A 19,743-nucleotide genomic window follows, 5' to 3' on the forward strand; every position below is an offset into this window, starting at 1 on the left:
TATGCGACTGACAAAACTTGAGCATTCGGCACTGGTCCTGGACGACTCCGGCAAGAAACTGATCATCGACCCCGGATCCTTCACGACCCCGATCACCGAGTCTGCCGGCACCATCGCTGTGGTCATCACCCACGAGCATGCCGACCACTGGACTCCCGAGCAACTCCGCCGCATCCTGGACAAGAACCCAGGCGCCGTCGTCTACGGACCCGCCGGGGTGGCTCAGGCCGCCCACGACTTTCCCGTGACAACAGTGGCGGCCGGCGACGCGGTGACGATCGGCCCGTTCGAGCTCCGATTCTTCGGCGGCAAGCACGCGGTGATCCACCCGTCCATGCCCGTGGTCGACAACGTCGGGGTTCTGGTCAACGGCGAGCTCTACTACGCCGGCGACTCCTTCACCGTGCCGGAAGGGGTCGAGGTGGACGCACTGGCGGTTCCGTCGGGCGCGCCCTGGCTGAAGATCAGCGAGGTGATGGACTACGTCGCCGAAGTGCGGCCCAGGCGCGCCTTCGCGGTGCATGAAATGCTGCTTTCCACCGCGGGCAAGACGCTCTCCAATGCGCGCATTCGCGAGGTGCTGGAACGAAGTGGCGGAGAGTTCCTCGACCTGCAGCCGAACGACACGGTCGACCTGTAGTCACGCCGGGCCGGACGCACCCGGAACCGGATACCGGGATGTACCCGGGCGAGGCAACGAGTGTTACGAGCTTCGACCGGTGAAGTGTGGCGGGCGCTTGGCCTGGAACGCAGCGAAACCCTCCGCATAGTCGGGGGTGCTCGCCAGGTCGGCCTGGGCCACGTTCTCGCCGTGAATGCTCTGCCAGAGCCCGATTCGCTGGTCGCGCAGCTGGGCCACGAGCTTGCGGCTCTCGAGGAACGACTGGGTCGCACCCGCCGCCACCTGTCGCACGCGGCCCCGAGTGAACTCCAACAGGTCGTCGGCGGGCACCGCCCGGCTGAACAGGCCGGATGACACGGCCTCGGTTCCGCTGATCAGGTCGCCCGTGTAGATCAGGTCGAGTGCCCGGTGGGCTCCCAGCCGCTCGACGAACAATGAGTGGCCGCCCGAATCGAGCACAGCACCCAGTTTGGCGAACGGCGATCCGATCTTCGCGGTGTCGGCGAGATACACCACATCGGTGGCGATCAGCAGGCCGAGCCCCACCCCCAGGCAGGCGCCCTGGGCCGCGGCGAACGTCGGCGCGGGGAACGCGGCCATCCGCTTCATCGCTGGCATGACGGCGTTCTCGAGAAAGCCGCGCACGTCATTAGTGGCGGGGTCGATCTGGGAGATGTTGCGTCCGGCGCAGAAGGCGCGACCCTCGCCGCGCAGCAGGAGCGCCCGCACGCCGGCCTGCTCGGCCTCGTCGTACGCCTCGCCCAACTGGCGCAAACCGTCGTCGTCAATCGAATTCAACCGGTCGGGTGCATTCAGGGTGACCTCGGCGACATCCGCCTCGATGCTGAGTTCGATCATGGACGCGTCTCCTCCTGATGGTGTGCTCTAGGCATCGTAGTCGACGGTCACCGCGTCGGACACCGGATGCGACTGGCAGGTGAGGATGTACCCGGCTTCGACCTCGTCCGGTTCGAGCGCCCAGTTCTCGTCCATCGTCACCTCACCGTCGATGAGTTTGGCGCGGCAGGTTCCGCAGACCCCGCCTGCACAGGCGAACGGCACGTCGGGGCGCACCCGGAGCGCCGCGTTCAAGACGGTCTCCCTGGCGTTCACGGGGGTGGTCACCAACGCCGTGCGCCCATCGAGGGTGAAGGTGATCCTCTGGTTGGCGCCACCCGGATCTTCGACGACGCGGCGGCCGCGAGATCCCTCCACGGTGCCCGGATGACCGGTGGTGAACAGTTCGAAGTTGATCTCGGTCTGTGGCACCCCGGCTGCCTTCAGGGTGTCGCGGCACAACTGCACCAACTCGAACGGCCCGCACAGGAACCATTCGTCGACCTGGCTGGGGCGGATCAGTTCGGTCAGCAGGATCTGCAATTTTTCGTGATCGAGGCGACCGGAGAACACCGCAGCGCTCCGTGCTTCCCGAGAGAGCACGTGGTTCAACGAGAACCGTGCCGGGTAGCGGTCTTTCAGGTCGGCGAGTTCCTCGAGAAACATCACGTCCTGCGCCGTGCGGTTGGCGTAGACGAGGGTGAACCGGGAGCCGGGAGATTTTGCCAGAACGCTTCGTGCGAGCGCCATGATCGGCGTGATGCCGGAGCCGGCGGCGATCGCCACGTAGTGCTTCTGGTCGGCCAGATCGATGGTGGTGGTGAACGTGCCCTGCGGGATCATCACGTTCATCTGCATGCCGGCGGTCAGGGATTCCAGGGCCCAGGTGGAGAAGAGGCCTCCGAAATCCTTCTTGATGGCGATCCGCAGCTCCCCCGCCGTCTGCGCCGAACAGATGGAGTAGCTGCGCCGCAGCTCTTCTTCCTCGATCGTCGTGCGCAACGCCACGTACTGCCCGGGCAGGTAGCTGAAATCTTCGGCGAGCTCGTCGGGGATCTCGAAGACCACCTCGATCGCATCCTCGGTCAGTCGATTCACCCCGGTCACGGTCAGCGGGTGGAACAGCGCCCGGCGCCGGGCTGGCAACGTCGTGGTTGTCATCACTAGAGCACCTTGAAGTAGTCGAACGGTTCGTGGCAGGACTGGCACTGGTAGAGCGCCTTGCACGAGGTGGATCCGAACCGAGCGAGCTCGCGGGTGTTCAGTGAGTTGCACTGGGGGCACTTCACCGCCAGTTGCAGGTGCACCTTGCCGGCGGCCGCGTGGCCGGTCGGCGGGGCGATTCCGTACTCGGTGAGCTTGTCTTTGCCGGCGCGGCACATCCAGTCGGTGGTCCAGGCCGGAGACAGCACGAAATCGACGCGGGAGTGCGGATGGCCGGCATCCGCGAGCGCTGCCATCACGTCGGTGGCGATCGTGTCCATGGCCGGGCAGCCGGAATAGGTCGGCGTGACCACCACGACCGCGGTCTCGACCGCACCGTCCTGGCTGTCGGCGACCTCGACTCGCGCATCGCGCAGAATGCCGAGGTCTTCGATCGTGAGCACCGGCAGTTCCGGATCGCAGACGGTCGCCGCGATATCCCAGATCGCGGCTGCCCTCGCATCGCTGGGGCGCGGCCGGGCCTCCCGCTCAATATTGCTCGTGTCAGTAGTGTTCTTGTCAGTATTGTTCGTGGTCGTCGAGGCGGTCATCATCGTCACCAGCTTGCCCCCGGATGCTGCCGGGCGAGCACCTGCATCTCGGCCAGGAGCGGCCCCAGGTACTCCGAGTGCACCCCGCGCCTGCCCCCGCCGCGGGCAATGAAGGTTGCCGGGGCTGTGAGCTCTGCGCGTTCGAGAACCTCGGCCGTGCGGGAGTCGAACCGGGCACGGAGGGTCGACGGCACCACTGCGATGCCCGACAGCTCTGACTTCAGTTTTCCATCTTTGGTGACGGCGTGGTCGTGAAAGAGCTCGTCGACGTAGGGCCACAGGTCGATCAGGGCCGTGGCCATCCGTGCGTGCGACTGGTCGGTGCCGATGCCGAGCCTGAGCGTCCACTGTACCGCGTGATCACGGTGGTAGTCGACCTCCTTGACCGCCTTTGCTGCAATCGCCTGGATCATCGGGTCGGTCGATTTAACGAGCTCGGAGTACAGCTCGAACTGGTAGCTGGAGAAGATCAGCTGCCTGACAATGGTGTGGGCGAAATCACCATTGGGCTGCTCGACCAGGTGCACGCTGCGAAACTCCGGCTCGTCCCGAAAATAGGCGAGGTCGTCTTCGCTCTTGTCCCAGGCACGGCCGGCATAGCTGAGCAGCTGGCGGGCATGACCCAACAGGTCGAGGGCAATGTTCGCGAGCGCCACATCCTCCTCGAGCTCAGGTGCCCGAGAGATCCACTGACCCAACTGCTGGGCGAGGATCAGCGCATCATCGCCGAGGCCGAGCGCGTACTCGGCCACCGCTGTGGACGGCACTGCGGTCTGCCCGGTCGACGAGTTGGCTACTGCCTGGTTCTCGACCTGGTCGGTCACAGGTTTGTGGGTGACAGCCTTGTCGGTGACGGGCTTGTCGGTCACACTCACAGGTGCTTCACCCCCTCCGACTTGGTGTAGTAGGAGGCATGTCGGTACTCCTTGCCCTGCGCGGATTCGAAATAGGCGCCCTTGGCGTCGGGATCGCTGGCGGTCACCTCGGCCGACGGCACCACCCACACCGAGACGCCTTCCATGCGCCGGGTGTACAGATCGCGGGCATTGCGCACGGCCATCGTGGCGTCGGGGGCGTGCAACGAACCGGCGTGCACGTGTGAGAGTCCACGCGCAGAACGGATGAACACCTCCCACAGCGGCCAGGTCTCGTGCCCGGCAGCCTCGGTGGCCCGGTTCTCGAACTTGCTGTTCTCCGCCTTCGCCATCAGGCTGCCGCTCCTTCGACTGCGCGCCCCGCCGTCTTGCGGGCGTATGCGGCGGCAGCTTCCCGCACCCAGGCGCCGTCGTTGTGGGCGTCTCGGCGGCGTTGCAGCCTTTGCGCGTTGCACGGGCCGCGGCCGGCCAGAACTTCCGCAAATTCGTCCCAGTCGAGCTCGCCGAAATCGTAGTGCCCGCGCTCCTCATTCCATGCGAGTTCGGGGTCGGGGAAGGTGATGCCGAGAACCTCTGCCTGCGGCACGAGCATGTCGACGAAACGCTGCCGGAGCTCGTCATTGCTGAACCGCTTGATGTTCCACGCCATCGACTGTGCCGAGTTGGTCGATTCCGCATCGGGCGGCCCGAACATCATCAGGCTCGGGGCGAACCAACGGTTCACCGCATCCTGCGCCATTTCCTGCTGTGCTTGGGTGCCCTGCATCAGCTCGAGCAGAATCTCGAAACCTTGTCGCTGGTGAAACGACTCCTCCTTGCAGATGCGCACCATGGCGCGGGCGTAGGGGCCGAAGGATGCCCGACACAGCGGCACCTGATTGACGATCGCGGCGCCGTCGACCAGCCAACCGATGGCGCCCATATCGGCCCAGGTGGGGGCTGGATAGTTGAAGATGGACGAGTAGCGGGCCTTGCCCTGGATGAGCTGATCGTTCAGCACGTCCCGGCCGGTACCGAGCGTCTCGGTCGCGGAGTAGAGGTAGAGCCCGTGCCCGGCTTCATCCTGCACCTTGGCCATCAGGATCGCTTTGCGTTTGAGGCTCGGTGCGCGGGTGATCCAGTTGGCCTCCGGCTGCATGCCGATGATTTCGGAATGGGCGTGCTGCGACATCTGGCGCACCAGGGTTCTGCGGTAGGCCGACGGCATCCAGTCACGCGGTTCGATTCGCTTGTCGTCTGCGATGACGCTCTCGAACAGTGCTCGTTCCTCGTCGGTGCCCTCACCGGCATCCGTGACTGCTGACACCGCGTGGGGGGTGCGTGGTTCACTCACCGTCATGACAACCTCGTCTCACTGGTCCTACCGCCGGGATTGGGGTAGAGCCCCGCGGCACTCTAATTACCGACCGCTCGTTCAGTATAGTTTGCAAGTCTAGTCACCGTGGGATGCCCGAGCAATCATTCCGGGACCGGCGGCGATGGGCACACTGACGCCTTCGCACCTACTATGGGATTACCGATTGACCATTCGGTCGGTAATCGATCGAGGTGACGCACGTGACGAGCAAGCCTGTTGCCGCGCCGGGTTGGACGGGGCCCACCCTGGCCACCGATTCCGCAGCGGCAGCCGTGCGCATGTTCGAGAACGATCGGGCATCGGCGGCACTGGGGATGCATGTCATCACGCTCACCCCCGGCCACGCAGTGATCACCATGCGAGTGCGCAACGACATGCTGAACGGGTTTGCGATCGCGCACGGCGGCTTCATCTTCGCGTTGGCCGACACGGCATTCGCCGCGGCCTGCAACGAGGACGAACGGGTGACGGTCGCTTCGGGCGCCGAGATCTCGTACCTACGCCCCGCGCGGGAGGGCCAGTTGCTCACCGCAACCGCGCACCGCCGCCACCTGTCAGGGCGCAACGGTATCTACGACGTGCAGGTGACGAACGAAGACGAGGTGATCGCGGAGTTCCGTGGGCGCAGCAGGATCACGTCGATGTCTGCTCCAACAGCTGTGTCGCCCGAAGAGAAAGTGTCACCCCAAGAAGAAGTGTCACCCAAAGAAGAAGTGTCGCCTCCCGACGAAGGAGCCTGATCATGTCGCCGACCTCCACCACCCGCCTGGGCCCTGCCCCCAACCCCGATTCGCTCGACGTCGAAGAGCGGATGAGCCGGGACGAACTGGAGAACCTCCAGTTGACCCGCTTGAAGCAGACCCTCCACTACGCCTACGAAAAGGTCGCGCTGTATCGGCAGAAGTTCGATGACGCCGGGGTGCGTCCCGATGATCTGGTCACACTGGAAGACCTCGCCAAGTTTCCGTTCACGACCAAAGAAGACCTGCGCGTCACCTACCCATACGGGATGTTCGCGGTGCCGATGAACGAGGTGGTCCGCATCCACGCCTCGTCGGGCACCACCGGGCGGGCCACGGTTGTCGGCTACACCAGACAGGATCTCGAAACCTGGGCCGGCCTCATCGCCCGAAGCCTGCGTGCCGGCGGGGTGCGTCCGGGCCACGTGGTGCAGAACTCCTACGGTTACGGGTTGTTCACCGGCGGCCTCGGCCTGCACGGCGGTGCGGAGAGACTCGGCTGCACCGTGATCCCGATGTCGGGCGGACAGACGCCGAAACAGGTGCAGCTGATCGTCGATCTGAAACCGGATGCCATCTTCTGCACCCCCAGCTATCTGTTGACGATCGCCGACGAGATGATCGCCCAGGGCATCGACCGGGGGTCGACCTCGTTGAAGTTCGCGGTTCTGGGCGCAGAGCCCTGGACGGCAGAGATGCGTGGGGAGTTGGAGGAGCGGCTCGACATCGATGCCACCGACATCTACGGACTGAGCGAGGTGATGGGGCCAGGGGTCGCCAACGAGTGCGTCGAGTCGAAGGACGGGCCGCACATCTGGGAAGACCATTTCAGACCGGAGATCGTTGACCCAGACACTGGCCAGGTGCGTGCCGACGGCGAGCACGGCGAACTGGTCTTCACATCGCTGACCAAGCAGGCCCTCCCTGTCATTCGGTATCGCACCCACGACCTGGCGGCGTTGCTTCCGGGAACCGCCCGGCCCGCAATGCGTCGGATGGAACGGATCTCCGGCCGCACCGACGACATGATCATTCTGCGCGGGGTGAACCTGTTCCCGACCCAGATCGAGGAACTGGCCCTGCACATTCCGCAACTGTCCCCGCATTTCATCCTGGAGCTGACCCGACCGGCCAGGCTCGATGTGTTGACGGTGCGTGTCGAGCCACGGGAGGGGCTTGAAGCTGTTGCCGCCGACCTTGCCGCGCTCGAGTTGTCGTCATCGATCAAGCGGCACATCGGCGCTACCGTGAGGGTCGAGCTTGCGGCCGTGGGCAGTCTGGAGCGCAGCAGCGGCAAGCTGAAGCGCGTCTACGACCACAGGTGAGCCGCGCCACGCGCACGCCAGTGCGAGCACCACGTTTGCAGCCAGCACCAGGCTTTTCAGCCAGCACCCCGTTTCTTAGCCAGCACCACATTTCTTAGCCAGCACCACGACTTGAGAAAGGACGAACGGCTCGCCGCCAACGAATCATGACCCCCACCCGGATTGAAACCACCCAGGACAACACGGTCGCTCCGGCCACCGCTGACGCACCAGCCGCTCGACGCGGTCGGCCCGGCTACGACCAGCGTGCCGTGCTACAGGTCGCGGTCACGGCGTTCAACACCCATGGCTACGAGGCCACGTCGATGGGAATGCTCGCCGACGCGTTAGGCATCAGCAAGTCGGCGATCTACCACCACGTCGCCAGCAAGGGAGACCTGCTCCGGCTCGCGCTCGATGAGGCCCTGGGCGGCCTGGAGGGCGTACTCGCCGAACCGGGCGCGACGACCGGGCCGGTGGACGCCCGCCTCGAACACGTCATCCGCGGCGCCGTACATGTGCTGGTGGAGCGGCTGCCGTTTGTCACGCTGCTGCTGCGGGTGCGCGGCAACACCGAAGTGGAGCGGGATGCCCTCACCCGCCGCCGCGACTTCGACCACCGGGTGGCACTTCTCGTCGACGCCGCCCGAGACGAGGGCAGCCTGCGCCAGGACGTCGATGCGCGCGTGGTCACCCGGCTGCTGTTCGGCATGGTCAACTCCATCGTCGAGTGGTACCGGCCCGATGGCCCCGAACCCGCGCAAAAACTGGCCGACGACATCGTCACGGTCGCCTTCGACGGCCTGCACAGTCGCTGAACCACGCTCTCGGGCATGCGCCGACCAGCGCTCTCCCTCACGGCGCGCCACTTGGAACGCATCGCCCCGGTTCAACCGGGCGCCTAGTGTTCCAACTGGAGCGACCTGTGAAAATGGGCGGTCAGAGGCTCGAGTGTGATGGCTCTTGGAGGGCCGGCACCCCGGTCGCGCTTGAGATACGCATACGGGAAGCTCGAACCGATCAGCTGCCAACCGTCGGCCACCAATCGCCTCACCGTTTTCGGCGAGATCGTCACCCGACGATGCTCCCACTGTGTGTTCGAATGGATGACGCGGTGATGGGTGGCGCCGAACTCCACGCGTGCCAGCCGTACTGTCCGGCCAGCGCCAACTCCTGCATCTCGTCGAAACTCGTGGTTGGCCCGATGGTGCGCTCATTCGGGTCGTGTGCTGCCGGCACGGCAGCCGGCGGCGCGAAGCGCTTCTGGGCCGCCTGCTTGGTCATGCCGAGCGTCGCCCCGATACTCTGCCAGGTGGCTCCCGCTGCGCGCGCCGATCCGACGGTCGTGTGCAGTCTCGCTGACCTCTGGTCGAAAGCCACGGCCGATGATGCGTGCAGCCACACGCCTCAGGACGGGCAGAAAGTGCGTCACCGGGTATTGTCAAACCCTATACAGGCGCATAAAATACTATACATGCGTGCAGTACCCTTCATTCGTAACCCTGACCTGACCACGCGCGCGCGCCTGCGCAACTCCGCCATCGAAGAGTTCGCCCTCCGCGGGTTCGACGCTTCGGTTCGCGAGATCGCGGCGCACGCCGGGGTGAGCGCAGGGCTCATCACGCACCATTTCGGTTCCAAGCAGAAGTTGCGCCAGGAGTGCGACGCCGAGGTGCTCAGCCAGTACGGCACCCTCAAGAGCGACGGCATCGCCATGTCTCCGACCCAGACGATGGCCATGATGGCCGAGCTCGACGACTATGCGCCGATGCTCGTCTACATCTTGCGCAGCGTGCGGGAGGGGGGCCCGGCAGGGGTCACGTTTCTCGAGAACATGATCGATGAGGCGGTCAGGTTCTCCGAAGAAGGAGTATCGGCCGGCATTGTGCGGCCCAGCCGAGACCCGTTGGCCCGCGCCCGCTATCTGGTCACCTCGAGTCTCGGCGGGTTACTCCTCCAGCTCTCACTTCAGCCCCAGCTCGACCTCGCCGACGTTGGACCGACTGTGCGCCGGCTCGTCGAAGAGATCACTCTGCCCACGCTCGAGTTGTACACAGAAGGCGTCCTCGCAGACCGCCGGTACCTCGACGAATACCTTCTCCAACTCGGTGAGCCTCCCGGGGGCACGGCCACGTTCACCGCATCCACCCCACAATTTCCGGAGAGCACCCCATGACCACTACATTCGCCGTCGACGTTCGCGGACTCACCAAGAGATTCGGTACCACACGGGCCCTCGATGGGCTCAACCTGCAGGTCGAAGCCGGAACCGTCGCCGGCTTTTTGGGCCCGAACGGATCCGGCAAATCCACGACAATCCGCATCCTGCTGGGCCTGCTGCGGGCCGATGGTGGCGAGGCCACGCTGCTGGGCGGGGACCCCTGGCGGGATGCGGTTCAACTGCACCGCCGCATTGCCTATGTCGCCGGCGACGTGACGCTCTGGCCGAACCTCACCGGCGGCCAGACCATCGACATCCTCGGTTCGCTGCGCGGCGACCTCGACCGCGACCGGGTGGATGACTTTCTCGCCCGGTTCGACCTCGACCCGACCAAGAAGGCACGCAGTTATTCAAAGGGCAACCGTCAGAAGGTGGCACTCGTGGCCGCGTTCGCGAGCCGTGCCGAGCTGCTCTTTCTCGACGAACCCACGAATGGGCTCGACCCGTTGATGGAAGGGGTGTTCACCGAGTGCGTCGCCGAGGCGCGAGCCGAGGGGCGTTCAGTGCTGCTGTCGAGTCACATCTTCGCCGAGGTGGAGAAGCTGTGCGACACCGTGACGATCATCCGCGACGGCCGCACCGTCGAATCGGGCACCCTGAAGGACTTGCGTCACCTGAAGCGGTCGACGGTGACCGTGACCCTGGACAGTGATCCCGCGGCACTTGAGGCGATCGACGGAGTGCACGACCTTATCGCCGACGGTGGGCACACGAGTTTCACCGTGGACAGCGTGGCGCTACCTCGGGTTCTCACGGCGCTGGCGGCACTCGGGCCGCGCGACCTCGTCTCGACGCCGCCGTCGCTCGAAGAACTGTTCCTTCGCCATTACGGGGTGCACGCCGCCGCCGATGATCACGAGGTGGCACGGCCATGAGTACACGGGTCGCGGCGCGGTCCGCCGCTCCCGACGCCGCCCTGCCTCGAGCGGGCGTGCTGGCAGATGCCGCGCTCGGGGTCGGCATCCTCATGCGTTTCATCCTTCGCCGCAACTGGCTGCGAATGCTGATCTGGCTGATTGTTCTGGCGGGCATGGTCGTCTTGGTGATCGATTCACAACGATCACTCTTTCCCACCCAGGCCGACAGGGACGCCTATGCCAAGGTCGCGAACACTCCCGCCATCGCGGCACTGACCGGGTTGCCGTACGCGGCCGGAACACTCGGTGGCATCCTCAACATCAAGCTCTGGATGACCGTGGCGATCGGCCTCTCCTTCGCCGTGATCTTCATGGTCAACCGCAACGGACGTGCCGAGGAGGAGAGCGGGCGCACCGAGTTGCTTCGTTCCGGGGTGCTCGGCAAGAACGCCTACTCGCTGGCCAACTGGCTGGTGTTCTCCGCGTTCGCTGTCGTGGTCGGTCTGGCCTGCAGCGCCGCGGCCATCTCGCAGGGTCTTCCGGCCGACGGTGCGTTCGTGATGGGGGGCTCCTTCGCCGGGGTCGGATTTGTTTTCGTGGGCGTGGCTGCGATCGCCGGACAACTGGCGCGCACCAGCCGGGGTGCCAACGCACTGGCTTCGACCGTGCTGGCTGTCAGCTACCTGATCCGGGCCGTGGCCGATGTGAATGCCACCGACGACAGGGCGAGTTGGCTGACCTGGCTCTCCCCCATCGGTTGGGGGCAGCAGACGCGATCCTACGGGGAGAACCTGTGGTGGCCGCTGCTTCTCTGTCTGGCCGGCGGAACCCTCCTGTGCGGTATTGCCCTCGCCCTCGAGCGTCGACGGGACCTCGGCGCGGGGCTGCTGCCCGACCGGGTCGGCCCGCGCACGGCATCCGCCCTTGTTCGCACGCAGGTCGGGCTGAGCCTGCGGCTGCAACGAGGTTCGCTGATCGGCTGGACCGTGGGCATCATCGTCGGCGGCCTGTTCTTCGGCGGCGTGGCCAAAGCCATGGTTGACCTGCTCAAACCGGACAACCCGATCACCCAGGCCTTCGTCGGCGGTTCGACGAATGTGCTGGATGGCCTGCTCGGCTTCTTTCTGATGGCGAACGCGCTGCTCGTCGCGGCTTTCGTGTTGCAGAGCACCGACTCGATTCGGGCCGAGGAGGCAGCAGGGCGTACCGAGATCCAGTGGTCGTCGGCGATCTCGCGCGTGCGGTGGGCTGCTGCCCGCATGGTCGTCCCCGCAGTGGCCTCCCTCGGGCTGCTCGCGCTCAGTGGCGCCTGCGTCGGCCTCGCCTACGGCGCTGCAGTGGATGACCCGAGCCAGTCGGGCCGGTTCGCCCTGGCATCCCTGGCCTATTGGCCCACCGCTCTGCTGATGGTCGGGCTGGTGGTGTTCTGCGCCGCGGTGATCCCTCGCGCCGCCGCAGCCGTCACATGGGGCATCTACGGGGTCGTCGTGATCCTGTCGATGTTCGGCGACCTTTTCGGGCTGCCCGACTGGGTCACGAAGAACACACCCTTCACCGCAGTTCCGCGCTTGGACGAGACGTTCACGATACTGCCGCTCGTTGTGATCACCGTGCTTGTGTTGGTCGCGGGCGGGGTGGGCCTGTGGGTGCTGCAGCGGCGCGACATGGTCAGCGCCTGAGAGATCCGCCCCGGCCCAGATTCACGACCCGTCCATGGCTGAGATTCGCTCGGACCGCGCCCCAGCACTGCCACTGGTTCCGCCCAGTTTTCGAACAGGTCATGGCAGTCGATAGTGTTGTCTCATGAGCACAAATTCCACAGGAGTCAAACACGTCGTCGTCGTTGGTGCGGGCATGATCGGCCTGACCACAGCCTGGTATCTGCAGGAGCGCGGAGTGAAGGTCACTGTGGTCGATCGCACCGGTGTCGCGGCGGGGTCGAGCTGGGGCAACGCGGGCTGGCTCACCCCGGCACTGACCCTGCCACTCGGTGAACCCTCCGTGATGCGCTCTGCCCCGAAAACGATGTTGAGCGCCTCTTCCCCGGTATACATCCCGCTGTCCCCCGACCCGAAGCTCATCCGATTCTTGATGGGGTTCGGCTGGCATTCACTTCCTCGCCAATGGCGCAAGTCCATTGGGATCTTCGCAAAGGTCAATCCGCTGGCCATGGACCCGTTCCATGAGCTCGCCGCACACGGGGTGAACGAACCGGTGCATGAGGCCAAGCCCTTCCTCGCCGGGTTCCTCAACGATAAGGACCGTGAGGGACTCCTGCACGAATTCGCGGTCGTGAAGGAGAGTGGCGGCACGGTCGACTACGACCTCGCCACCGGCGACGAACTGCGCGCGATCGAGCCGACCCTGTCGAATGCGGTGGCCTCGGGGGTGCTGCTGCGCGGCCAATACTTCATCGACCCGCCCAAGTACGCCAAGTCGCTTGCCGACTCTGTGGTCAGCCGGGGCGGCGAACTGATTTCCGGCTTCAACGTGGCAGACATCAAGGACACCGGCAACGGGGTCGAGGTGATTCCAGCATCCGGTTTCACCGGCGGTACCGGCCACATCAAGGCCGACGCGGTCGTCATCGCCACCGGCGCCTGGCTCGGCAAGCTCGCCCGCAAGTTCGGGGTGAAGACCATCGTCCAGGCCGGTCGCGGCTACAGCTTCAGCGTCAAGCCCGACGTGATCCCCTCGCACCCGATCTATTTTCCGACGCAGCGTCTCGCTTGCACCCCGCTCGGCGACCGCCTGCGCATCGGCGGCATGATGGAGTTTCGCGACGTCGACGCGGCACCCGATGAGCGCCGTATCAAGACGCTGGTTGACGCCGCCCGTCCGGTCTTCCAGGGTGTCGACTTCGACGCCCGACAGGAGGAGTGGGTCGGTGGTCGCCCCGTCACGGCTGATGGCCACGCCCTGATCGGCGCGACGAAATCCTCGCGGGTGTTCGTTGGCGGTGGCCACGGCATGTGGGGCATCGCGCTCGGGCCGCTCACCGGCAAACTGCTCGCCGGGGCCATCGTCGGCGAGCCCGATCCGGTGCTGAAGAACTTCAACCCGTTGCGCTGACGGAACTGACCAGCATCGCGCTTCACGCCTCGCGCGCCAGTTGGAACGCTTCGCCCCAGTTCCACCAGGCGCGAAGGGTTTCATCTGGCGCGACGTGGCGAATGGTCTCAGCTGCGCACATTCGTTTCGCAGGTGTCTAGGCTTCACTCATGGGCATCAATAACCTTCCCGCCGTCGCGTACGACAGCTTCATGGGTACGTACTCGGCCCTTCTCTCCCCGTTGTTCGTCGACTTCGCCGGCCTCGACACCGCGGCCACCACCGACAGCGGCTTGCACGGTGCGGATGCGCGGGTGCTGGATGTCGGATGCGGAACCGGGGCACTCATCGCCGAACTCCAGTCTCGTCTCGGCCCCGAAGCCATCTCTGCGATCGATCCCTCTGCGTCGTTCGTGCAGGCTGTGCGCGAGCGCTATCCGCGGGTCGATGTGCGTGTGGCGAGCGTCGAGAACCTTCCCTTTGCCGACGGCTCGTTCGACGTGACGCTGGCCCAACTCGTGCTGCCGGTCGTGACCGACCCGGTCGCGGCCCTCGAACAGATGCGACGTGTGACCCGTGGCGGCGGTGTGGTTGCGGCCAACGTCTGGGACTTTGCGGGTGCGCGCTCCCCCTTCAGCCTGTTCTGGAGCGCAGCACGAGAAGTAGAGCCGCGAATACCCGACGAATCCAACCAGCATGGGTCACGGGAAGGCTCCCTCCACGAGCTCTTCACCGCCGCGGGCCTCCACGATGTCATGGAGGTGCCGCTCGAGATCGGGGTCGAATACGGCAGTTTCGAGGAGTGGTTCGCCCCGTACGCCGGCGGGATCGGCCCCGCCGGGCGCTTCTACACGAGTCTCGAACCTGCCCGGCAGGACGAACTGCAAGCCCGTTGCCGGGCCAGGCTTCCGCCGGCCCCGTTCACCGTCACCTCGCGCGCCTGGGCAGCCCGCGGCGTTGTGGAAACTCTGTGACGACATCTCCCACACGGGCGCGCAGAACCACCGCGCGCCAGAGGGAACGCGTCGCCCCGGTTTGAACCGGGGCGATGCGTTCCTATTGGCGCGAAGCTGCAGTTGCGCCCCCGGCGCGCTATTTTTTCGAGACCAGGGTGAGCACGTCGTAGGTGGCGACGATCTCGTCGTTCTGGTTGTGCAGCACGGCATCCCAGCGCACCTCGCCGTAGTCATCAGTCTCGCGCGGGGTGATCTCCTTGGCGGTTAGGGTCACCCGGATGCTGTCCCCGGGCGACACCGGCGTGATGAACCTGAGGTTCTCCAGCCCGTAGTTCGCTAGCACGGGGCCCGGTGCCGGGTCGACGAATAAGCCGGCCGCCCAACTGAGCAACAGGTAGCCGTGCGCCACCCGACCGGGGAAGAACGGGTTGGCGGCGGCTGCCTCCTCATCCGTGTGTGCGTAGAAGGTGTCGCCGGTCGTCTCGGCGAAAGCGGTGATGTCTGCCAATTCGACCGTGCGCGAACCGGAGGCGATCTGGTCACCCAGCTTCAGCCTCGACAGCGGCTTGCGGAAAGGATGCTCGTCACCCGCCTGCGCCCTGGCGCCAGCGTGCCACACGCCGGTGATCGCCGTCAGCATGTCAGGGGATCCCTGAATGGCGGTGCGCTGCATGTGGTGCAGCACCGAGCGGATGCCACCCAGCTCTTCACCGCCGCCGGCACGCCCCGGCCCGCCGTGCGCCAGGTGCGGCACCGGTGAGCCGTGACCGGTTGAGCTGCGCGCGTCGTCGCGGTCAAGCACGAGCACGCGGCCGTGGTTCGCCGCGATGCCCCACGCCAGCGTGCGCACCACATCCAGGTCATGGCTGACGATCGACGCGACCAGCGAGCCGCCGCCCATCGTGGCCAGGCGCACCGCGTCTTCCAGACTGTCGTAGCCGACCATCGAGGAGATCGGGCCGAACGCCTCCACGTTGTGTACGGCGTGCGCCTGAGGGTCGTCGAACTGCAACAGCACCGGATGTTGGAAGGCCCCGTCTCCGGCGGGCCCCACACTGCCGTCGGCGCGCATGACATCGGTTTCGTCCAGCGACCCGACCACGACGCGGCCGCCACCGGAGACCAACGCATCCAGACTCTTGCGCACCTCGCCGCGCTGCTCGAGGCTTGCCAGCGGCCCCATCGTGACCCCCTCCGCGCGCGGGTCGCCGACGACGACGCGTTCGGCGATCCGATCGGCTACCGCGTCGGCCACGTCACCGGTCACAGCGTTCGGCACGATGACGCGCCGGATGCTGGTGCACTTCTGTCCGGCCTTGACGGTCATCTCGGTCACGACCGAGCGGATGAACGCGTCGAACTCCGGGGTGCCCTTCACCGCATCCGGGCCCAGCACGATCGCGTTGAGCGAGTCGGTCTCACTCGTGAACCGCACGCCCCGGTCGGCGATCGCCGGGTGCTTCTTCAGCACCGGCACCGTCCACGACGAGCCGGTGAACGCGACCAGGTCGCCGAGCTGCAGGTGGTCGAGCAGTTCTCGGGCCGCACCGCAGACCAGTTGGAGGCTGCCGGCCGGCAGGATGCCCGACTCGACGATCATGCGCACGACCCTCTCGGTGAGGTAACTGGTCGGCGTGGCAGGCTTCACAATGGTGGGCACCCCGGCCAGGAACGCCGGTGCCAACTTCTCGAGCATCCCCCACACCGGGAAGTTGAACGCATTGATCTGCACTGCCACCCCGGTGAGCCGAGTGAAGATATGCCGGCCGAGGAATGAACCGTCCTTGGAAAGGATCTCCGGCGGCCCGTCGACCACCACGTTGGAGTTGGGCAGTTCGCGGCGCCCCTTCGACCCGTAGGTGAACAGCACTCCGATTCCGCCGTCGATGTCGACCATCGAGTCGATCCTGGTGGCCCCGGTGACCGCCGACAATTCATACAGTTCCGGCCGGCGGGCGTTCAGGTATTGCGCGAGCTCTTTGAGCATGAGCGCGCGCTGGTGAAAGGTGTGTTCACCCAGGCCCGTCTGCCCGGTGGTGCGCGCGTATTCGATGGCCCCGGCCAGGTCGAGCCCGTCAGAGGTCACCCGAACCACCGGCTCCCCTGTGCTGGCGTCGCGCACGAGTGTTCCCTCTGTCGCGGCCGATGGGGCGACCCACTCGCCTTCGAGGTAACTGGCCACGACGGGAACGTCGGTGACTACCATGCTGCTGTTCATAGTGATTCGGCTCCTTCTGTCGACCAATCAAAAAATCCGCGGCCACTCTTACGACCGAGTTCACCGGCGGCCACCTTCGACCGCAACAGGTCGGGCGGCCGAAACCGCTCCCCCAACTGGCTGTGCAGGTATTCGGCGATGCCGAGCCGCACGTCAAGGCCGACAATATCGGTCAGGCGCAACGGCCCGATCGGATACTTGTAACCCAGCACCATGGCGCTGTCAATGTCTTCGGGCGAGGCGACGCCTTCTTCCACCATCCGGATCGCTTCCAGACCGATGGCCACCCCGAGTCGGGATGACGCGAATCCAGGTGCGTCATTCACCGTCACCGGGGTCTTGCCCAAGGCGGTCACCCAGTTACGCGCAGCCGCGGCGAGTATGTTGTCTGTGTGCTCGCCCAGCACGATCTCGACCAGCCCCGAGGCCGGCACCGGGTTGAAGAAGTGCAAGCCGATGAACCGGTTCGGATGCGCGAGCCCCGCAGCCAACCCGGTGATCGACAGGCTCGACGTGTTCGTGGCGATTGCCGCTTCGGGCGACACCTCGGCCTCAATGCGTGCAAGCGATGACCGCTTCAGCTCCGGGTCCTCGGGCACGGCTTCGATCACCAGCCCGGCATCGGCGAATGCGGCGGCGTCGGTTCCGACGGCAACCCGGGCCAGCAGCTCGTCCAGGCTCACCGCCAGCCCGCGCTCGATGCTCCTGGCAAGATCGCGGCGGATGCGCTCCAGCGCCGCTTGCGCCGCAGCCTCATCTCGCTCCACAACTGTGACCCGGCTGCCAGAAACCGCGAACGCGTGCGCGATCCCGGCCCCCATCCGGCCCCCGCCGAGCACGCCGACATGCTCGGGCACGCCGTCGCCGCGCCCGACATCGTCGGGTCTAGTCGTGTCTGATCTCACGGCCGTTTCTTCCTCTCCAGAAACTCCGTCATCCGCCGCATCTTCTCCGGTGACTCAAACAAGACAGACTGGGCGAGATTGTCGAACTCCGGATGCGCGGCGGTCGGCGCATGCATGGCCCGTTTGGTCAACTGCACGGCGAGCGGGTCGCCCACGGCGATTCGGTCGGCCAGGGCGTGCGCGGCGGTGAGCAGGGCAGCCGGCTCGTGCACTTCGGTGACCAGGCGCACCGCCAGCGCCTCGGTCGCAGTCAGGATGCGCCCCGCCAACAGGATCTCCTTCGCCAGCGGCTCACCGATCAGCTCGGCCAAGCGCCAGGTGGCACCGGCAGCGGCCATGATGCCGAGCCCCGTCTCGGGGTTGCCGATCTTCGCGGTGGTGGACGCAATGCGGAAATCTGCGGCGTAGGCCAGCTCGGCGCCACCGCCGAGCGCGTAGCCGTCGATGGCCGCAATCACCGGCATCGGCAGCCGGGCGATCCGCACGAACAGGGCCGAGTTGATGCCCGCCAGGGCGTCGTCGCGGCGCCGTTCCCGCACTTGGCCGATATCGGCGCCGGAGGCGAACAGTCCGTTCGCGCCCGAGAGGATCAGGATCTTGGGCTCGTCCTCCAACTCGGTGCAGACCGCGTGCAACTCGTCGACCATCTGCTGGTCGATCGCGTTGCGGGTTTCGGCGCGGTCGAGCCGCACGTGCATCCGGTCATCGCCGTGTTCGATGACCAGGCGGGTCGTGTCCATCAAATCCGCTCCACGATCAGGGCCGAGCCCTGGCCGACCCCGATGCACATGGTGGCGAGCCCCAACCGCGCGTCTTCGCGTTCCATTCGGCCGAGCAGGGTGATCACGATGCGTGAACCCGACGACCCGAGTGGGTGACCGAGGGCGATCGCGCCGCCGTCACGGTTGACGATGTCCGGGTCGAGCCCCAACCGGCGCATACTCGCCAACGACTGGGTGGCGAACGCCTCGTTCAACTCGACCGCGCCCAGCTCACCCACCGTGAGGCCGGCTCTGGCGAGCGCCTTCTGCGTGGCCGGAACCGGCCCGAGGCCCATGATTTCCGGTGCGATGCCAGCGGATGCCCCCACCACCACCCGGGCACGGGCGGTCAGCCCATACCGGTCAATCGCCTTCTCGCTGGCCACGACGATCGCTGACGAACCGTCGTTCAGCGAACTGGAGTTGCCGGCCGTCACCACGGATCCGCCCGGAACGATCGCGCGCAGCTTCGCGAGCGCTTCGAGGGTGGTATCGGCTCGGGGGCCCTCGTCTCGGTCGACGACCTGCCCGCGTTTGGTTGTGACCGTAACGACCTCGGCGTCAAAACGCCCGGCGTCGGCAGCACCGATCGCCAATCGGTGCGAGCGCAGCGCGAATGCGTCGGCATCTTCCCGGCTGATCTGATCGACCCGCGCCACCTCTTCGGCTGTTTCGATCATCGAGTAGGTGCTCTTGTCTCGCTCGGCGAACCGCGGGTTGGTGAACCGCCAGCCGATCGAGGTGTCGAAGACGTCGCCCGGCTTGGCGTATGCCTTCTCCGGTTTGGCCATCACCCACGGCGCCCGCGACATCGACTCCACGCCGCCGGCCACCACCACGTCGGCGTCGCCGGCCCGGATCATCTGCGCGGCCAGCGTGATCGCACTCATCCCTGAGGCGCACAGCCGGTTGACGGTGATCCCGGGGATCTCATCGGGCAGGCCCGCCAGAAGCACCGCCATGCGGGCGACGTTGCGGTTGTCCTCACCCGACTGGTTGGCCGCGCCGAGGATCACCTCGTCGATCACAGCCGGGTCGATGCCGGCCCGGGCGACCGCCTCGCCGACGACGAGGGCGGCCAGGTCATCCGGGCGTACAGATGCCAGCGACCCACCATAACGACCGACCGGGGTACGAACCCCGCCCACCAGAAAAGCCTCGACCATGAATGCTCCCATCATCGGCCGGCGAATTACCGACCGATCATTCTGTAAATCATGTCACGGCGGCCGGGACCGGTCAACGCGACACCGGCAGCGGGCCCGTCCCGAGCCTGCGGATTCAC

Annotated in this window: 20 protein-coding genes; 9 read left to right on the forward strand and 11 right to left on the reverse strand. The window is 66.0% G+C overall.

The window, feature by feature from the left end:
- Position 1: 1 nt before the first annotated feature.
- Positions 2-640, forward strand: coding sequence for an MBL fold metallo-hydrolase (locus tag DL891_RS10645; RefSeq protein WP_111720413.1), 639 nt, complete (start codon positions 2-4; stop codon positions 638-640).
- 63 nt (positions 641-703) lie between these two features.
- Here the strand turns inward: DL891_RS10645 and DL891_RS10650 are convergent, their stop codons facing one another.
- From DL891_RS10650 to paaA, 6 genes are read right to left on the reverse strand one after another with little or no spacing between them, the layout of a single operon-like run.
- The gene (locus DL891_RS10650) at positions 704-1,480 is read right to left on the reverse strand and encodes an enoyl-CoA hydratase/isomerase family protein (RefSeq protein ID WP_111720414.1); all 777 of its coding nucleotides are present in this window, start codon (positions 1,478-1,480) and stop codon (positions 704-706) included.
- A 27-nt stretch (positions 1,481-1,507) separates the two neighbouring features.
- Complete coding sequence (gene paaE, locus DL891_RS10655) at positions 1,508-2,620, reverse strand: 1,2-phenylacetyl-CoA epoxidase subunit PaaE (RefSeq protein ID WP_111720415.1); 1,113 nt, start codon at positions 2,618-2,620, stop codon at positions 1,508-1,510.
- Between the two features lie 2 nt (positions 2,621-2,622).
- A complete protein-coding gene (paaD, locus tag DL891_RS10660; RefSeq protein WP_111720416.1) occupies positions 2,623-3,213 on the reverse strand; it encodes a 1,2-phenylacetyl-CoA epoxidase subunit PaaD in 591 nt (196 codons plus the stop codon).
- 5 nt (positions 3,214-3,218) lie between these two features.
- Entirely contained in the window at positions 3,219-4,037 is an 819-nt protein-coding gene (gene paaC, locus DL891_RS10665; protein ID WP_232819127.1) for a 1,2-phenylacetyl-CoA epoxidase subunit PaaC, read from the reverse strand.
- A gap of 47 nt (positions 4,038-4,084) precedes the next feature.
- Positions 4,085-4,420, reverse strand: a complete 336-nt coding sequence (paaB, locus tag DL891_RS10670) for a 1,2-phenylacetyl-CoA epoxidase subunit PaaB (protein ID WP_111720418.1) — start codon at positions 4,418-4,420, stop codon at positions 4,085-4,087.
- Positions 4,420-5,427: a 1,2-phenylacetyl-CoA epoxidase subunit PaaA gene (gene paaA, locus DL891_RS10675; RefSeq protein ID WP_198668856.1), complete on the reverse strand. Its 1,008-nt coding sequence runs from the start codon at positions 5,425-5,427 to the stop codon at positions 4,420-4,422. Before paaA ends, paaB begins: the two co-directional genes overlap by 1 nt.
- A gap of 218 nt (positions 5,428-5,645) precedes the next feature.
- Between paaA and paaI the strand changes: the two genes are divergently transcribed.
- The 3 genes from paaI (at position 5,646) to DL891_RS10690 (ending at position 8,307) form a co-directional block, all read left to right on the forward strand.
- Positions 5,646-6,185, forward strand: coding sequence for a hydroxyphenylacetyl-CoA thioesterase PaaI (gene paaI / locus DL891_RS10680; RefSeq protein WP_368665628.1), 540 nt, complete (start codon positions 5,646-5,648; stop codon positions 6,183-6,185).
- 2 nt (positions 6,186-6,187) lie between these two features.
- On the forward strand, positions 6,188-7,510 hold the full coding sequence (gene paaK / locus DL891_RS10685) for a phenylacetate--CoA ligase PaaK (RefSeq protein WP_111720419.1): 1,323 nt from the start codon (positions 6,188-6,190) through the stop codon (positions 7,508-7,510).
- A 146-nt stretch (positions 7,511-7,656) separates the two neighbouring features.
- The gene (locus tag DL891_RS10690; protein WP_111720420.1) at positions 7,657-8,307 is read left to right on the forward strand and encodes a TetR/AcrR family transcriptional regulator; all 651 of its coding nucleotides are present in this window, start codon (positions 7,657-7,659) and stop codon (positions 8,305-8,307) included.
- Between the two features lie 253 nt (positions 8,308-8,560).
- On the opposite strand, the gene DL891_RS17335 is transcribed toward DL891_RS10690, so the two are convergent.
- Positions 8,561-8,869 carry a hypothetical protein gene (locus tag DL891_RS17335; protein ID WP_198668857.1) on the reverse strand — a complete coding sequence of 103 codons (309 nt, stop codon included), beginning with the start codon at positions 8,867-8,869 and terminating at the stop codon, positions 8,561-8,563.
- A 94-nt stretch (positions 8,870-8,963) separates the two neighbouring features.
- Between DL891_RS17335 and DL891_RS10700 the strand changes: the two genes are divergently transcribed.
- The 5 genes from DL891_RS10700 (at position 8,964) to DL891_RS10720 (ending at position 14,592) form a co-directional block, all read left to right on the forward strand.
- Positions 8,964-9,665, forward strand: a complete 702-nt coding sequence (locus DL891_RS10700) for a TetR/AcrR family transcriptional regulator (protein WP_198668858.1) — start codon at positions 8,964-8,966, stop codon at positions 9,663-9,665.
- Positions 9,662-10,585, forward strand: coding sequence for an ABC transporter ATP-binding protein (locus DL891_RS10705; RefSeq protein ID WP_111720423.1), 924 nt, complete (start codon positions 9,662-9,664; stop codon positions 10,583-10,585). Before DL891_RS10700 ends, DL891_RS10705 begins: the two co-directional genes overlap by 4 nt.
- On the forward strand, positions 10,582-12,246 hold the full coding sequence (locus tag DL891_RS10710; protein ID WP_111720424.1) for an ABC transporter permease: 1,665 nt from the start codon (positions 10,582-10,584) through the stop codon (positions 12,244-12,246). Before DL891_RS10705 ends, DL891_RS10710 begins: the two co-directional genes overlap by 4 nt.
- A gap of 124 nt (positions 12,247-12,370) precedes the next feature.
- Positions 12,371-13,639: an FAD-binding oxidoreductase gene (locus DL891_RS10715; protein WP_111720425.1), complete on the forward strand. Its 1,269-nt coding sequence runs from the start codon at positions 12,371-12,373 to the stop codon at positions 13,637-13,639.
- A 149-nt stretch (positions 13,640-13,788) separates the two neighbouring features.
- Entirely contained in the window at positions 13,789-14,592 is an 804-nt protein-coding gene (locus DL891_RS10720) for a class I SAM-dependent methyltransferase (RefSeq protein ID WP_111720426.1), read from the forward strand.
- Between the two features lie 118 nt (positions 14,593-14,710).
- Here DL891_RS10720 and paaZ read toward each other — a convergent pair whose 3' ends face one another.
- Genes paaZ through DL891_RS10740 form a run of 4 tightly spaced genes read right to left on the reverse strand, consistent with a single transcriptional unit; the run spans position 14,711 to position 19,624 of the window.
- Positions 14,711-16,792, reverse strand: a complete 2,082-nt coding sequence (paaZ, locus tag DL891_RS10725) for a phenylacetic acid degradation bifunctional protein PaaZ (RefSeq protein WP_111720427.1) — start codon at positions 16,790-16,792, stop codon at positions 14,711-14,713.
- Positions 16,789-17,697, reverse strand: coding sequence for a 3-hydroxyacyl-CoA dehydrogenase family protein (locus DL891_RS10730; protein WP_255563089.1), 909 nt, complete (start codon positions 17,695-17,697; stop codon positions 16,789-16,791). Before DL891_RS10730 ends, paaZ begins: the two co-directional genes overlap by 4 nt.
- A complete protein-coding gene (locus tag DL891_RS10735) occupies positions 17,694-18,437 on the reverse strand; it encodes an enoyl-CoA hydratase/isomerase family protein (RefSeq protein ID WP_111720428.1) in 744 nt (247 codons plus the stop codon). The genes DL891_RS10730 and DL891_RS10735 overlap by 4 nt, the downstream gene beginning before the upstream one ends.
- The gene (locus DL891_RS10740) at positions 18,437-19,624 is read right to left on the reverse strand and encodes an acetyl-CoA C-acyltransferase (RefSeq protein ID WP_111720556.1); all 1,188 of its coding nucleotides are present in this window, start codon (positions 19,622-19,624) and stop codon (positions 18,437-18,439) included. Before DL891_RS10740 ends, DL891_RS10735 begins: the two co-directional genes overlap by 1 nt.
- Positions 19,625-19,743: the final 119 nt, after the last annotated feature.

This window comes from Homoserinimonas sp. OAct 916 (assembly GCF_003260275.1).
Lineage (GTDB): Bacteria > Actinomycetota > Actinomycetes > Actinomycetales > Microbacteriaceae > OACT-916.

What these genes read in the sequence shown, in the direction of transcription:
- paaB (WP_111720418.1), bottom strand. Translation starts at nt 4,420, where the DNA reads ATGGCGAAGGCGGAGAACAGCAAGTTCGAGAACCGGGCCACCGAGGCT.
- DL891_RS10645 (WP_111720413.1), top strand. Translation starts at nt 2, where the DNA reads ATGCGACTGACAAAACTTGAGCATTCGGCACTGGTCCTGGACGACTCC.
- DL891_RS10705 (WP_111720423.1), top strand. Translation starts at nt 9,662, where the DNA reads ATGACCACTACATTCGCCGTCGACGTTCGCGGACTCACCAAGAGATTC.
- DL891_RS10700 (WP_198668858.1), top strand. Translation starts at nt 8,964, where the DNA reads ATGCGTGCAGTACCCTTCATTCGTAACCCTGACCTGACCACGCGCGCG.
- DL891_RS10740 (WP_111720556.1), bottom strand. Translation starts at nt 19,624, where the DNA reads ATGGTCGAGGCTTTTCTGGTGGGCGGGGTTCGTACCCCGGTCGGTCGT.
- DL891_RS10715 (WP_111720425.1), top strand. Translation starts at nt 12,371, where the DNA reads ATGAGCACAAATTCCACAGGAGTCAAACACGTCGTCGTCGTTGGTGCG.
- DL891_RS10710 (WP_111720424.1), top strand. Translation starts at nt 10,582, where the DNA reads ATGAGTACACGGGTCGCGGCGCGGTCCGCCGCTCCCGACGCCGCCCTG.
- paaK (WP_111720419.1), top strand. Translation starts at nt 6,188, where the DNA reads ATGTCGCCGACCTCCACCACCCGCCTGGGCCCTGCCCCCAACCCCGAT.
- DL891_RS10650 (WP_111720414.1), bottom strand. Translation starts at nt 1,480, where the DNA reads ATGATCGAACTCAGCATCGAGGCGGATGTCGCCGAGGTCACCCTGAAT.
- DL891_RS10690 (WP_111720420.1), top strand. Translation starts at nt 7,657, where the DNA reads ATGACCCCCACCCGGATTGAAACCACCCAGGACAACACGGTCGCTCCG.
- DL891_RS10735 (WP_111720428.1), bottom strand. Translation starts at nt 18,437, where the DNA reads ATGGACACGACCCGCCTGGTCATCGAACACGGCGATGACCGGATGCAC.
- paaD (WP_111720416.1), bottom strand. Translation starts at nt 3,213, where the DNA reads ATGACCGCCTCGACGACCACGAACAATACTGACAAGAACACTACTGAC.
- paaZ (WP_111720427.1), bottom strand. Translation starts at nt 16,792, where the DNA reads ATGAACAGCAGCATGGTAGTCACCGACGTTCCCGTCGTGGCCAGTTAC.
- DL891_RS10720 (WP_111720426.1), top strand. Translation starts at nt 13,789, where the DNA reads ATGGGCATCAATAACCTTCCCGCCGTCGCGTACGACAGCTTCATGGGT.
- paaE (WP_111720415.1), bottom strand. Translation starts at nt 2,620, where the DNA reads ATGACAACCACGACGTTGCCAGCCCGGCGCCGGGCGCTGTTCCACCCG.
- paaA (WP_198668856.1), bottom strand. Translation starts at nt 5,427, where the DNA reads ATGACGGTGAGTGAACCACGCACCCCCCACGCGGTGTCAGCAGTCACG.